This window comes from Curtobacterium sp. Leaf154, assembly GCF_001424595.1.
Classification (GTDB): domain Bacteria; phylum Actinomycetota; class Actinomycetes; order Actinomycetales; family Microbacteriaceae; genus Curtobacterium; species Curtobacterium poinsettiae.
This window is the reverse complement of sequence record NZ_LMOS01000005.1, coordinates 266,414-280,188: the sequence shown is the minus strand read 5'-3', so window position 1 is coordinate 280,188 and position 13,775 is coordinate 266,414. Positions and strand designations below refer to the sequence as shown.

Annotated in this window: 8 protein-coding genes, 2 pseudogenes and 1 riboswitch; of the genes and pseudogenes, 6 read left to right on the top strand and 4 right to left on the bottom strand. The window is 71.7% G+C overall.

From position 1 onward, the window contains the following. Positions 1 to 330: 330 nt before the first annotated feature. Both ASF75_RS11490 and ASF75_RS18140 read left to right on the top strand, forming a co-directional pair. A pseudogene (locus tag ASF75_RS11490) lies at positions 331 to 989 on the top strand (polyprenol monophosphomannose synthase); the annotation flags it as partial. 1 nt (position 990) lies between these two features. Next, positions 991 to 1,212 (top strand): annotated as a pseudogene (locus ASF75_RS18140) (dolichol-phosphate mannosyltransferase); the annotation flags it as partial. Positions 1,213 to 1,325: 113 nt separating this feature from the next. Here ASF75_RS18140 and treZ read toward each other — a convergent pair. From treZ to glgX, 3 genes are read right to left on the bottom strand one after another with little or no spacing between them, the layout of a single operon-like run. After that, positions 1,326 to 3,080 (bottom strand): malto-oligosyltrehalose trehalohydrolase, encoded by a 1,755-nt coding sequence (gene treZ, locus ASF75_RS11485; protein ID WP_056071488.1) that lies wholly within the window; start codon positions 3,078 to 3,080, stop codon positions 1,326 to 1,328. Continuing rightward, positions 3,077 to 5,575 (bottom strand): malto-oligosyltrehalose synthase, encoded by a 2,499-nt coding sequence (gene treY / locus ASF75_RS11480; protein ID WP_056071486.1) that lies wholly within the window; start codon positions 5,573 to 5,575, stop codon positions 3,077 to 3,079. Before treY ends, treZ begins: the two co-directional genes overlap by 4 nt. After that, the gene (glgX, locus tag ASF75_RS11475) at positions 5,572 to 7,803 is read right to left on the bottom strand and encodes a glycogen debranching protein GlgX (RefSeq protein WP_042538299.1); all 2,232 of its coding nucleotides are present in this window, start codon (positions 7,801 to 7,803) and stop codon (positions 5,572 to 5,574) included. The genes treY and glgX overlap by 4 nt, the downstream gene beginning before the upstream one ends. A gap of 128 nt (positions 7,804 to 7,931) precedes the next feature. Here glgX and ASF75_RS11470 point away from each other — a divergent pair, with 128 nt between their 5' ends. From ASF75_RS11470 to ASF75_RS11455, 4 genes are all read left to right on the top strand, one after another. Beyond that, positions 7,932 to 8,252 (top strand): hypothetical protein, encoded by a 321-nt coding sequence (locus ASF75_RS11470; RefSeq protein WP_027464636.1) that lies wholly within the window; start codon positions 7,932 to 7,934, stop codon positions 8,250 to 8,252. Positions 8,253 to 8,334: 82 nt separating this feature from the next. Beyond that, positions 8,335 to 8,446, top strand: a riboswitch (TPP riboswitch). Continuing rightward, complete coding sequence (locus tag ASF75_RS11465) at positions 8,441 to 9,079, top strand: ECF transporter S component (protein ID WP_056071483.1); 639 nt, start codon at positions 8,441 to 8,443, stop codon at positions 9,077 to 9,079. Its footprint overlaps the riboswitch before it by 6 nt. 17 nt (positions 9,080 to 9,096) lie before the next feature. Continuing rightward, positions 9,097 to 11,622, top strand: coding sequence for an ATP-binding cassette domain-containing protein (locus tag ASF75_RS11460; RefSeq protein ID WP_235517635.1), 2,526 nt, complete (start codon positions 9,097 to 9,099; stop codon positions 11,620 to 11,622). Then, a complete protein-coding gene (locus ASF75_RS11455) occupies positions 11,615 to 12,271 on the top strand; it encodes a hypothetical protein (RefSeq protein WP_082509683.1) in 657 nt (218 codons plus the stop codon). Before ASF75_RS11460 ends, ASF75_RS11455 begins: the two co-directional genes overlap by 8 nt. A 69-nt stretch (positions 12,272 to 12,340) precedes the next feature. Here ASF75_RS11455 and ASF75_RS11450 read toward each other — a convergent pair whose 3' ends face one another. Further along, entirely contained in the window at positions 12,341 to 13,735 is a 1,395-nt protein-coding gene (locus ASF75_RS11450) for an MFS transporter (RefSeq protein WP_017886059.1), read from the bottom strand. Between the last annotated feature and the right edge of the window lie 40 nt (positions 13,736 to 13,775).

Here is a 13,775-nt window from a genome sequence, read left to right as displayed (position 1 = left end):
GGGCGTCGGTAGGTGAGGATGCGACTCCGACAGCTCCGAACCAGTCTTGATCGCCGATACCCATCAAGGACGCCGCCGAAACACGTGGTAGTCGAGGCGGCTAATCAACCGACCGCGCCTCTCGGGATCTTCGAGGGTTCGGTTCTCGTAGGCTGCTGCTGTCGTCGGAGCTCAGCAATCAGCGGCTCCTGCTCCCCTCTGTGTGAAGGATGACCGCGAACATGTCTGCCCTGGTCATCATCCCGACCTACGACGAAGCCGAGAACGTCCGGCCCATCGTCGAACGCACGCTGGCCGCGACGGACGACACGGTGCACGTGCTCGTCGNCCCTGGTCATCATCCCGACCTACGACGAAGCCGAGAACGTCCGGCCCATCGTCGAACGCACGCTGGCCGCGACGGACGACACGGTGCACGTGCTCGTCGTCGACGACAACTCACCCGACGGCACCGGCGACATCGCGGACGYCATCGCGACCGAGACCGACCGTGTGCACGTGCTGCACCGCACCGTCAAGGACGGCCTGGGCGGGGCGTACCTGTCCGGCTTCGCGTGGGGCCTGGAACACGGCTACGCCAAGCTCGTCGAGATGGACGCCGACGGCTCCCACCACCCCGAGTACCTGCCGTGGATGCTCGAGCTCGCGGACTCCAACGACCTGGTGCTCGGCTCCCGCTGGGTCAAGGGCGGCAAGGTCGAGAACTGGCCCTGGTACCGGCTCCTGCTGTCCCGCGGCGGCAACCTGTACACCCGCCTCGCACTCGGCATCGCGGTGCGCGACGCSACCGGCGGCTTCCGGGTGTTCACCTCGAAGGCGTTCGAGCGGATCGACCTCGCCGGCGTCGCGTCGAAGGGGTACTGCTTCCAGGTGGACCTCTGYTGGCGCGCCCTCGAGGCAGGCCTGCGGGTCGTGGAGACCCCGATCACGTTCACCGAGCGGGAGTTCGGTGTCTCGAAGATGAGCGGCAACATCGTCCGCGAGAGCCTNCTCGAGGCAGGCCTGCGGGTCGTGGAGACCCCGATCACGTTCACCGAGCGGGAGTTCGGTGTCTCGAAGATGAGCGGCAACATCGTCCGCGAGAGCCTSGCGCTCGTGACGAAGTGGGGCATCGACCGTCGCATCCGCGAGACCCGCTCCCTGGTCAAGGACCACCGCAAGCTGCCCTCCGTGCGGAAGAACGCGCACGCGGTGGCCGACCACGCGGCCTGAGTCCACGAACACACGAACACACCAACGCACGAACGGCGACGGACCCAGGGGGTTCGTCGCCGTTCGTGTGTGCGGGGCTGCGGCTCGCGCAGCACGCGGACGCGTCCGGGCGGCTAGCGCAGCACGACCACGCCTCGGCCGCGGAACCGGACGACGCCGGCATCGACCTCGGTTGCCCCGAAGCCGTAGAGCTCCTCGCCCACGGCATCGGGCACGGGGACCTCGGCAGCGTCATCGGCGAAGTTCACGACGACGTGCACCGGCGTGACGTCGGGGCCGAGCAGTCCGCGTGTGAGCACGAGCCAGCGATGGTCCTCGCTGAAGCGGACGGCGTTCGCCTCGTACCGGTGGTCGACGAACGCCTGGTCGGTGCGACGCAGGGCGATCAGCACCCGGTACGCGCGCAGGATCGCCGCACCGCGCTCCGAGCTGACGTCGGCCCAGTCGAGCTTCGAGTTCGTGAACGTCGTCGGGTCCTGCGGGTCCGGCACGGCGGACTCGTCCCAGCCGTGCTCGGCGAACTCGGCGATGCGCCCCTCGGCGGTGGCCTTGCCGAGCTCGGGCTCCGGGTGCGAGGTGAAGAACTGCCACGGTGTCGAGGCCGCGAACTCCTCGCCCATGAACAGCATCGGTGTGAACGGCCCGAGGAGCGTCAGGGCTGCGGCGATCACGAGCCCCTCGTCGTCGAGGGTCGCGGCCAGCCGGTCGCCGGCGGCCCGGTTGCCGATCTGGTCGTGGTTCTGGTTCGCGACGACCAGGGCCGTCGCGGGGGAGGTCCCGCGGTCGATCGGTCGGCCGTGCCGCTTGCCGCGGAACGACGACCAGGTGCCGTCGTGGAAGAAGCCGTCCTGGAGTACCTTCGCCAGCGCCGAGAGCGGAGCGAAGTCGGCGTAGTAGCCGTTCGTCTCACCGGTGAGCGCCACGTGCACGGCGTGGTGGAAGTCGTCGGACCACTGTCCGGCGAGGCCGTACCCGGCGGCCTCGCGCGGCCGGAACATCACCGGGTCGTTGAGGTCGGACTCCGCGATGAGCGACAGCGGACGCCCGATGAACGACGAGTAGGCGTCGGTCTCGTCGGCCATCGACGCCAGCACGTGCGGGCGGGTGGTGTCGCGGATCGCGTGCACGGCGTCGAGCCGGAGCCCGTCGACGTGGTGGTCGCGGAACCACATGCGCACGTTGTCGAGGACGTACCGACGGACCTCGGGGTGCTCGACGTTCACCGAGTCGCCCCAGGTGTTGCCGAGCCCGGCGAGCAGGTAGGGGCCGTACAGCGGCAGGTAGTTCCCGCTCGGGCCGAGGTGGTTGTAGACGACGTCCTGGATGACACCGAGCCCCAGCGCGTGCGCCGTGTCGACGAACCGGTCGTAGGCGTCCGGGCCGCCGTACGGCGCGTGCACCGAGAACCAGCCGACCCCGTCGTAGCCCCAGTTCCACTCGCCGTTCACCGCGTTGACGGGGAGCAGTTCGACGAACTCGACCCCGAGCTCGACCAGGTGGTCCAGCTTCTGGGCGGCGGCGTCGAGGGTGCCCTCGGGCGTGTAGGTGCCGATGTGCATCTCGTAGATCACGGCGCCGCGGGCCGGGCGTCCGGTCCACGACTCGTCGGTCCACGCGAACCGAGCGGGGTCGACGACCTCGGACGGGCCGTGCACGCCCTCGGGCTGGTACCGGCTCCGGGGGTCCGGTCGGACCGCGTCGTCGTCGCCGATGCGGAACCCGTACCGGGCACCGACCACCGGCATCACGGAGTCGGTGGACCACCAGTCGTCGGTGCCCTTGGTGAGCGGGTACTCGACGTCGTCGACGACGAGCCGGACCCGTTCCGGCTCGGGCGCCCAGACGGCGTAACGGTCGGGTGCGGTCATGCGTGACCCTCCAAGATGTCGATCTCGGCCTGCGCGTCGGACTCGGTGGCGTCCGTCGTGCCGGCGGCGGGCCGGGAGGCACCGCTCGCGTCGGACACGGCGGTCACCGCGTCGGCGTGGCCGGCTGCACCGACCGCGTCGGCGGGCACGAGCAGCGCGATCGGGTAGGTGGTGAGCAGGTCGGCCAGCGCGATCCCGCGGTCAGCGGGGACGTGTCGGCCGGTGAGCAGGTCGATGCGCTCGACCGGGACGGCGTGCACCAGGGTGTCGCCCCAGCCGCCGACGCGGTCGAGGCCGATCGGCAGGCGCGTTGCGATCGTCACGGCGCCGCCGCGGTCGAACGCGATGACGTGGTCGGCCGCGCTGCCGGTGGCCTCGAGCTCCAGGTACCGGGTGAACAGCTCCGGGTGGTCCCGTCGGATGCGCAGTGCGCGGGTCGTGACCAGGAGCTTCGCGGCTCCGTCGATGCCGATGGCCGGCAGGTCCTCGGGGCCGTCGTCGTCGGGGCCGTCGAGCTCCGCGAGCACGTGACGCCGCTCGGCGTAGTCGACCGGGCGTCGGTTGTCGGGGTCGACCAGCGAGCGGTCCCAGAACTCGGTGCCCTGGTAGACGTCGGGGACGCCGGGGGCGGTGAGCTGGACGAGCTTCTGGGCGAGACCGTTCGACCACCCGGCAGCGTCGATCTGCTCGTCGAGGGCATCGAGCACGGCGACCACGTCCGGGTTGTCGAACGCGGCGTCGACGATCGCGTGCATCTGCTGCTCGAACGCCTCGTCGGGCTCGGTCCACGTGGTGCTGTCCCCGGCTTCGCGGGAGGCCTTCTCGGCGTAGGCGTGCAGACGTTCGCGGCTGGCGGGCCGCGCGCCGACGATCGCCTGCCAGAGCAGGTCGGCGAACACGCGGTCCCGCAGCGGCACGAGCGACTGCAGCCGTTCGAGCGTGGCGGCCCACTCGTCGCCGAGCTCTGCCAGCACGGCGATGCGGGCGCGGGTGTCCTCGCTGCGCTTCGTGTCGTGCGTGGTGAGCGTCGTCATGGTGTGCGGCCAGCTGCCCAGCCGTTCGCGCTGTGCCTGGTGGAAGTCCGCCACGGAGACCGCGAAGACGCTCGGGTCGCCGCCGACCTCGCTCAGGGACGACAGGCGCGAGGTGCGGTAGAACGCGGTGTCCTCGACGCCCTTCGCCATCACCATGCCGCTGGTCTGCTGCAGTCGGAGGGCCGCGGCGTTCGTCGGGTCGACGAGGGCCGGTGCGATCCGGTCGATGACGTCGTCGAGGTCCGGGCGGGCCGCGGCGGCGCGCTCGAGCGCGGTGATCAGGTGGTGGGCGCCCTCGGGCAGGTACGTGCGGTACACGTCGAACGAGGCAACGACCTCGGCGACCGCGTCGACGATCCGCTCGTGCGTAATCGTCTCCGTGACGGCACTCGGTGCGAGCAGACGAGCGAGCCGCTCGACCTCGCTGCCGAGGATGCCGTCCGCGATGCCCCGTCGGGTGTCGTGCGTGAGTCGCTGCCAGTCGGTCGGTTCGGCGCCCGACGCCGCGGTCAGGGACTGTTCGCCCGCCGGGTCGACGAACACGCGGTCGAGCACCCCGAGGGCGTCGTACCCGGTGGTGCCGTCGACCGGCCACGAGCTCGGCAGCTGCTCGCCGGGCTCGAGGATCTTCTCGACGAGGGTGTAGGCCCCGCCGGTCAGCTCCGCCAGGTCCTGTAGGTAGCCCGCCGGGTCGTACAGCCCGTCCGGGTGGTCGATGCGCAGGCCGTCGACGAGCCCGTCGCGGAACCAGCCGCCGATGACCGCGTGCGACGCCGCGAAGACCTCGGGCTCCTCGACGCGGATCGCCGCGAGGGTGTTCACCGCGAAGAACCGGCGGTAGTTCAAGTCGTGGTCGGCACGCTTCCAGTGCACGAACGCGTAGTGCTGGCGTTCGTGGACGGTCTCGACGGTGTCGCCGTCGTGCACCGTGCCCGGCGCCGTGGGGTAGGCGGTCTCGCCGACGCGGAGCACCGGACGCTCGGCGTCGGACGTGTCCAGCGTGATCGCGTCGAGCAGCCGGTCGTCCAGCACGGGGACCCGGAGCTTGCCGTCGCCGGCTTCCCAGTCCACGTCGAACGCCCAGGCCACGGGCGAGCCCTGGCCGAGTTCGAGCAGGGACCACCACCACGGGTTCGACTCGGGGGTCGCGACACCGACGTGGTTCGGCACCACGTCGACGATGACCCCGAGGCCGACGGCGTGCGCGGCCTCGGCCAGCGCCCGCATTGCCTGGTCGCCACCGCGGTCGGTGTCGACGCGGGTGTGGTCGACCACGTCGTAGCCGTGGTTCGACCCGGACTCGGCCTGCAGCACGGGCGACAGGTACAGCCAGTCGGCGCCGAGGTCGTGCACGTAGCCGACCAGGTCCCGCGCGGCGTCGAGGTCGAAGTCGGCGGAGACCTGCAGGCGGTACGTCGACGCGGGCACGCGGTTCGCGGCGCCGGGCGTTCCGGCGGTCATCGGGCGGTTCCGCTCGGTGCGGTGGACCCGGCCGGGTTGACCGGGGTGACGGCGTCCTGCGGTGCTGCCGGTTCGGTGGCACCGTCCTGTTCGGCGTCGACCGGGGTGCTCGTGACCTCGTGGTCGGGCTCGGCGCGGAGCACGATCATCGACCGTGCGGGGACGTCGAGCGGGGTGCCCGCGTCGAGCACCTCGTCACGGGCGCCGGGGTCCGCGGTGTCGATCCGGACGGTCCAGCCGGGGGAGTACTCCTCGGGCGGCAGCGTGAAGGTCACGACGTCGTCGTGGGCGTTGAAGTACGTGATGAAGCCGACGTCGGTGACGCGCTCACCGCGGGCATCGCGGCCGCGGATGCCCTCGCCGTTCAGGTACATGCCGACGCTCTTGCCGAAGCCGGAGTCCCAGTCCTCGGGGTCCATCGCGTCGCCCGAGGGGGTCAGCCACACCACGTCGGGCAGCGGCTCGCCCTCGCCACGACGGACCGGACGGCCGTTGAAGTACCGGGTCCGGCGGAACGTCGGGTGGTCGTGCCGCAGCTTCACCACGTCGGCGGTGAACTGGATGAGGTCTTCGTCCGCGCTGTCCCAGTCGATCCAGCTGAGCTCGGAGTCCTGCGCGTAGACGTTGTTGTTGCCCGACTGCGACCGACCGAGTTCGTCGCCGTGCGCGAGCATCGGCACACCCTGGCTCAGGAGCAGGGTCGCCAGGAAGTTCCGGCGGCGCTGCAGCCGCAGGGCGTTCACGGCCTCGTCGTCGGTCGGGCCCTCGGCGCCGGAGTTCCACGACCGGTTGTGGCTCTCGCCGTCGTTGTTGTCCTCGCCGTTGGCCTCGTTGTGCTTCTCGTTGTAGGCCACCAGGTCGTACAGCGTGAAGCCGTCGTGTGCGGTGATGAAGTTGATGCTCGCCTTGGGCGTGCGACCGTCGTGCTCGTACAGGTCGGCCGAGCCCGAGATCCGGGACGCGAACTCGCCGAGCGTCGACGACTCACCGCGCCAGAAGTCACGGACGGTGTCGCGGTACTTGCCGTTCCACTCGGACCACTGGGGCGGGAAGTTGCCGACCTGGTAGCCACCGGGGCCGACGTCCCACGGCTCGGCGATGAGCTTGACCTGCGACACGATCGGGTCCTGCTGGACCAGTTCGAAGAAGGCCGACAGGCGGTCGACCTCGTAGAACTCACGCGCCAGCGCCGACGCCAGGTCGAAGCGGAACCCGTCGACGTGCATCTCGGTCACCCAGTAGCGGAGCGAGTCGAGGATGAGCTGCAGCGAGTGCGGGTGCCCGACGTTGAGCGAGTTCCCCGTGCCCGTGTAGTCCATGTAGAACTTCTTGTCGTCGTCGACCAGGCGGTAGTAGGCCGCGTTGTCGATGCCGCGGAACGACAGCGTCGGGCCGAGGTGGTTGCCCTCGGCGGTGTGGTTGTAGACGACGTCGAGGACGACCTCGATGCCGGCGCGGTGCAGCTCGCGCACCATCGTCTTGAACTCCTGGACCTGCTGGCCCTGGTCGCCCGACGACGAGTACGCCGAGTGCGGCGCGAAGAAACCGATCGTGTTGTAGCCCCAGTAGTTCGACAGCCCCTTGTCCTGCAGGGTGGAGTCGTTCACGAACTGGTGCACCGGCATGAGCTCGAGCGTGGTGATGCCGAGGCGCTGCAGGTGCTCGATCACCGCAGGGTGGGCGACGCCGGCGTAGGTGCCGCGCTGCTCTTCCGGCACGTCCGGGTGGGTCTCGGTGAGGCCCTTGACGTGTGCTTCGTAGATGACGGTCTCGCCGTACGGCGTGCGTGGCGGACGGTCCCCCTGCCAGTCGAAGAAGGGGTTGATCACGACGCCCTTCATCATGTGCGACGCGGAGTCCTCGTCGTTGGTCGAGTCCGGGTCGCCGAACGTGTACGAGAAGAGCGACTGGTCCCAGTCGATCTCACCGCTGGTCGCCTTGGCGTACGGGTCGAGCAGGAGCTTCGACGGGTTGCAGCGCGCGCCGGAGTCCGGGTCGTACGGGCCGTGCACGCGGAAGCCGTACTCCTGCCCGGGACCGATGTTGGGGAGGTACGCGTGCCAGACGTAGGCGTCCACCTCGAGCAGGCGGACGCATTCTTCGTTGCCGTCGGAATCGAACAGACAGAGTTCGACGCGCTCGGCGACCTCGGAGAACAGCGCGAAGTTCGTGCCGCTCCCGTCGTAGGTCGCCCCGAGCGGGTACGGGTTTCCGGGCCAGGTGTGCAAACGGTCCTCCAGGTGTGGGTGCGGCCAACATATCGGCGGCACTCGTCCGCGTCCGCAGACAAGCCCCAGCTGTGGATGCGTGAGGCGCCCCGCGGCCTGTTGAGGAACGGACGAGTAGCGTCGCGCGCATGGCCAACATCGTCTCGAAGATCGCAGACCAGGTCCGCCCGCTCGGGGTCTCCACGAACTACGGAGAACCCGTCGAGGTCGGCGACCAGACCCTCATCCCCGTGTCCGTCAGCTGGTTCGGCTTCGGTGGCGGCGGGGACGACGAGAACGGTGGCGGCGGTGGCGGCGGCCTGTCGGCCCCCGTCGGCGCCTACGTCCGTCGCCCGGGCAAGGACCTGGTGTTCGAGCCGAACCCGATCTCACTGATCGTCGTGGGCATCCCCTTCGTGTGGGTGGCCGGGCGTGTCCTGCGCAAGCTGGTGCGCGCGCTCAAGAAGTGACCACCTGACGCAACTGGAGGCCCGTGGCGACGCCGCCACGGGCCTCCAGTCCTTCACGCGGTCGCGACCGCGTCTAGACTGCTGGCACACACACGGGAGTCCGGGACCGCCGGGCTGAGAGGGAGCGATCGGCGCTCCGACCGTCGAACCTGATCCGGATCATGCCGGCGCAGGGAGGAGTCAGCAGCATGCCTTCAGGCACGTCAACAACCGTCACCACCGCTCCGCGGCGATCGCTGCGCTGGCGGGTCGTCGACATCGTCGTCGCGAGTGTGCTCGCGGTGGCACTCGGAGTCGTCTTCCGGCTCTGGGAGTTCGGCTACGAACCCATCAGCGCCGTGATGGACCTCGTGCTCCCCGGCACGAAGGCCCTGTTCGGCGGGGTCTGGCTGCTCGCCGGCCCGATCGTCGCGATCGTCGTCCGGAAGCCCGGCGCCGCGCTCTACGGCGAGATGGTGGCCGCGTCGGTCGAGGCGTTGTTCGGCACGCAATGGGGATGGCTCACCCTCGAGGCCGGGCTGGTCCAGGGCCTCGGCGCCGAGATCGTCCTCGCGCTGTTCCTGTACCGCGTCTACCGCCTGCCGGTCGTCGTCCTCGCCGGTGCCGCTGCCGGGCTCGCGCTCGGCATCAACGACACCGTCCTCTGGTACCCGGGACTCGACGTCGCCTTCAAGGTCGTCTACGTGATCTGTGCCGTCGTCTCCGGTGCCGTGATCGCGGGAGCGGGCTCCTGGCTGATCGTGCGGGCACTCGCCCGCACGGGGGTGCTGTCGTCCTTCGCCGCCGGCCGTGAGCACAGCCGTCGCGAACCCCGCGCCCTGGTGTGACCGTGCCCGCTCCGTCCGTGACGCCCACCTCTGCCGGTGGCGATGCCGGTGTCGGCGTCCGCGGGGCGCGCATCGTGTTCCGTGGCTGGGGCTGGCGGTACGCGGAACGAGACGCCTGGGCCGTCCGCGGAGTCGACCTGGTCGTCGAGCCGGGGGAGCGCGTGGCCGTCGTCGGACCGTCCGGGGCCGGCAAGTCGACGCTCCTGCGAGCCGTCGCCGGCGTGCTGCCCGACGAACCCGACGCCACCGACGCCACCGCGGCGTCGGTGCAGGGGACACTCCTGGTCGACGAGTCCGACCCCCGCGCGGTCCGCGGGCGTGTCGGCCTCGTCATGCAGGACCCCGAGGCGCACACCGTGATGTCCCGCGTCGGCGACGACGTGGCCTTCGGCTGCGAGAACGCCGGCGTCCCCCGCGACGAGACCTGGGACCGGGTGCGGTCCGCGCTCGACGTCGTCGGCCTCGACCTGCCGCTCGACCGCTCCACCGCGCAGTTGTCCGGCGGGCAGCGGCAGCGGTTGGCGCTCGCCGGCGTGCTCGCGATGCGGCCCGGTGCGCTCGTGCTCGACGAGCCCTGCGCCAACCTCGACCCCGAGGGTGTGGCGCAGGTGCACGACGCCGTCCGGGCACTGCTCGACGACACCGGGGCGACGCTGCTCGTGGTGGAGCACCGGATCGGCACCTGGCTCGACCTGGTCGACCGGCTCGTGCTGCTCGAACCGGCGGGCGGCGTCGTCGCGGACGGTCCGCCGGCGCAGGTGCTGGCGACCCACGGCGAGGCGCTCACCGCGGCCGGGGTCTGGGTGCCCGGTGCCGAGCCGGAGCGCGGTTCTGCGCGGGGGCAGCGTGCGGCTGGACGAGCGGGCGAAATACCCGGGTCGTCCGGCGGGGTGACTGCGGCATTCCGCCCGCTCGGCGAAGGGGCGCTCGGCGCGGGCGAGGGGGCGCGCGGGGCGGGGACCACGGTGCTGCTCGAGACGCGGGGACTCGGCACGGCACGGGGGAAGCAGCCGGTCGGGAACGGCATCGACCTCGGGCTCCGAGCCGGGCAGGTCCTCGCGGTCACCGGACCGAACGGTGTCGGCAAGTCGACGCTCGGTCTGACCCTCGCGGGCTTGCTCCCACCGGCAGCCGGTGAGCTCCACGCCACGGACCTCCTGGCCGACGGCATCGGCACGACGCCCCACACCTGGACGAGCCGCGAACTCGCGGCCCGGATCGGCACGGTGTTCCAGGATCCGGAGCACCAGTTCGTCGCCCGTTCCGTGCGCGAAGAGGTCGAAGCCGGCCCCCGCGTACTCGGTGCGCCCGATGCCGCCGAACGAGCCTCCGCGCTGCTCGACGAGTTCGGGCTCGCACACCTGGCCGACGCCAACCCGTTCACCCTGTCTGGCGGCGAGCAGCGACGACTCGCGATCGCCTCGGCCATCGCGGCCCGTCCGCCGGTCGTCGTGCTCGACGAACCGACCTCCGGGCAGGACCGTGCCACGTGGCAGGCCGTCGTGGGGCGCCTCGGAGCACTCGCCGATGCCGGCACCGCGGTGGTGGCGGTCACCCACGACCGCGACCTCGTCCGGGCACTCGACGCCGACGAGGTCGTCCTCGGGCCGGACGGCGCGCGATCCGTCGGGCGCGACCAGGGGCCGTCGGACGGGGCCATCCCGGAGACGGGACCGACAGCCGGGAACCGCCCCGGGCCTCCAGACCGGACCGCCGGGACGCACCGGACCGCCGACACGGACCGGACCGCCGCGACCGACGCGTCGGACCCCACGCGACGACCGCTGGCCGCGCGCGCGACCGGCATCCCCGGCGTCCAGCCCGTCGCCTCCCTGATCGGCGTGCTCGCACTCGGTGTCTGCCTGGTGCTGAGCCTCGACGTCGTCTCGGCCGCCGTCGCCCTGGCGCTCGAACTCGCGCTCCTGCCGCTCCTGCGCCTGCCGGTCCGGACACTGCTCTTCCGACTCGCACCGGTGCTGGTCGCGGTGCCGCTGACGGCGGTGAGCATCGCGCTGTACGGCAGACCCTCGGGTCGGGAGTGGTTCGACCTCGGGTTCGCGCACGTCACCGACGGATCGCTGACGCTCGCGCTGGCGACTGCGCTCCGGGTCCTCGCGGTGGGGGTGCCAGCCATCGCGCTCTTCGTGCGGGTCGACCCGACCGACCTGGCGGACGGGCTCGCGCAGGTGCTGCGGCTGCCCGCGCGTTTCGTGCTCGGGGCCCTCGCCGCCGTCCGGATGATGACGCTGCTCGTCGACGACTGGCGACAGCTCGCGATGGCCCGGCGTGCCCGGGGACTGGCGGACTCCGGGAGGCTGCGCCGCGGAGCGACCATGGCGTTCGCGCTGCTCGTGCTCGCGCTGCGCCGGGCGACGACCCTGGCGGTGGCGATGGAGTCACGCGGGTTCGGCGCTCCCGGACGGCGGACCTGGGCGCGGGTCGCGCGGTTCGCCGGGCCGGAGTGGGCGACGGTGGCGGTGCTGGTCGGCATCGGCGTGGTGTCGATCGCCGTCGCGGTGAGCACGGGGACCTGGCGTGCCTGACGCGGAACGTGCCACGGGCACGACGGGCAGAGCCGGCACGACGGGCGGGGCCGGCACGACCGGCGGGACCGGCACGACCGGCGGGACCGGCACGACCGGCACGACCGCGGGGACCGGCACGACCGCGGGGGACCTCGCCCCGGGCCTCGCTGCTGCTGCCGCCGGTGTCGCCGCCGCCACGGGCCACCGTGCCATCGTGCTCATCGATGGCCGGTCCGGCACGGGCAAGACGACCCTCGGCGCGCAGGTCGCGGAACAGCTCGGAGCGCAGCTCGTGCACCTGGACGACCTCTACCCGGGCTGGGACGGCCTGCGAGCGGCTTCGGACGCCCTGGTGACCGACGTGCTCGGAGCGCCGAGCGGCTACCGACGATGGGACTGGGACGCCGACGGACCCGCGGAGTGGACGTCGGTGGACCCCGACCTGCCGATCGTGGTGGAGGGCTGCGGGGCGTTGTCGCGGGTGTCGGCACCGCTGGCGTCGCTGCGTGTGTGGCTCGAGGCCGACGACGCCGTGCGCTGGGACCGGGCGATCGGACGCGACGGCGAGGTCTTCGCACGCGAGTGGGACCGCTGGGCCGCGCAGGAGCAGGCCTTCATCGCCGCCGAGGACCCGGCCGCCCTGGCCGACGTGGTCCTGCGGACGTAGCGCCCTGCGGCGGCCGCGAGTCACGCGTCCTCGGACAGTTCTCGGGCTACGGAAGGCGAGAACTGTCCGTCAAGCCGAGACTCGGCCCGCGCCCGCGCCCCCGCCCGCGCCCGCGTCCGCGCCCGCGCCGCCCGCCCGCCGCGCCGCCGCGCGCGGATCCACCGCGAACACCGCCGCCACGATCGTCAGCACCGCGTACACCCCGAGGTACCCGCACAGGATCCACGGCGAGCCACCGCCCAACTGCACGAACACCGCGGCCAGCAGCGGCGTCAGCCCCACCGAGAAGATCGACCCGATCTGGTAGCCGAGCGACATCCCCGAGTACCGCCGCCCGGTCGGGAACTGCTCCGCGAACCACGCCGCCTGCGGGCCGTAGATGCTGTCGTGGAACACGCACATCCCGATCAGCGCCACGAGCGGCAGCAGCACGAGGGGCCCGGCGTCGAGGAACGCGAAGAACGGCCAGATGAGCACCGCGATGCCCACAGCCGACCAGATCGTGAGCACCCGCCGCCCGACCCGGTCGGACAGCCACCCCCAGAACGGCGTCGACACGAGCGACACCGCCGAGATCACGAGCACGGCCTGCAGCCCCGCGTCCGAGCCCGACGGCCCCCGCACGTTGCCGAGGTAGGTCAGTGCGTACGTCGTCAGGATCGAGTACAGCGCCGGTTGTACGAGTCGCAGGCCCGCCGTCACCAGGATCGACCGCGGGTGCTGCCGGATCGCCTGCCACACCGGGAACCGTTCGACCCCACCCGAGGCACGCAGCTCCTGGAACACCGGGGCGTCCTGCACGCCGAGCCGGATGACGAGCCCGACCGCGACGATCACGGCGGAGAACAGGAACGGCAGCCGCCAGCCCCAGGCCAGGAACGCCTCGGTGCCGAGCAGCGACCGCACGAGCGTGAAGACCCCGGTCGCCAGGAGCATCCCACCGGCCGAGCCCATCTGCGTGAACGCCCCGAACAGCCCGCGGTGCCGTTCGGGCGCGTGCTCGACGGACAGCAGCGCCGAGCCGCCCCACTCGGCTCCGGCAGCGACACCCTGCAGCAGCCGCAGGAACACGAGCGCCACGACGGCGCCGACCCCGATGGTCGCGGCGGACGGGATCACCCCGATCAGCGTGGACGCGATGCCCATCAGCACCAGCGATGCGACGAGCAGCTTCTTCCGCCCGATCCGGTCGCCCAGGTGCCCGGCGACCACCCCGCCGAGCGGCCGCGCCACGAACCCGACGCCGTAGGTCGCGAACGACGCGATCACCCCGACCGCGGGTGTGACGGACGGGAAGAACGTCGGTGCGAACACCAGCGCCGAGGCCGTCGCGTAGAGGTAGAAGTCGTAGTACTCGACGGTCGTCCCGATGAACGACGCGAGCGCGACCCGACGACGGGTCGCGCTGGTCGACGGTGCGGCGGGACGGCCGGGAGGCGCGGTGACGGTGGTCTGGCTCGGCATGCCTCAGGAGCATGGTCGCGTCCACTGCGCCGGGGAACAC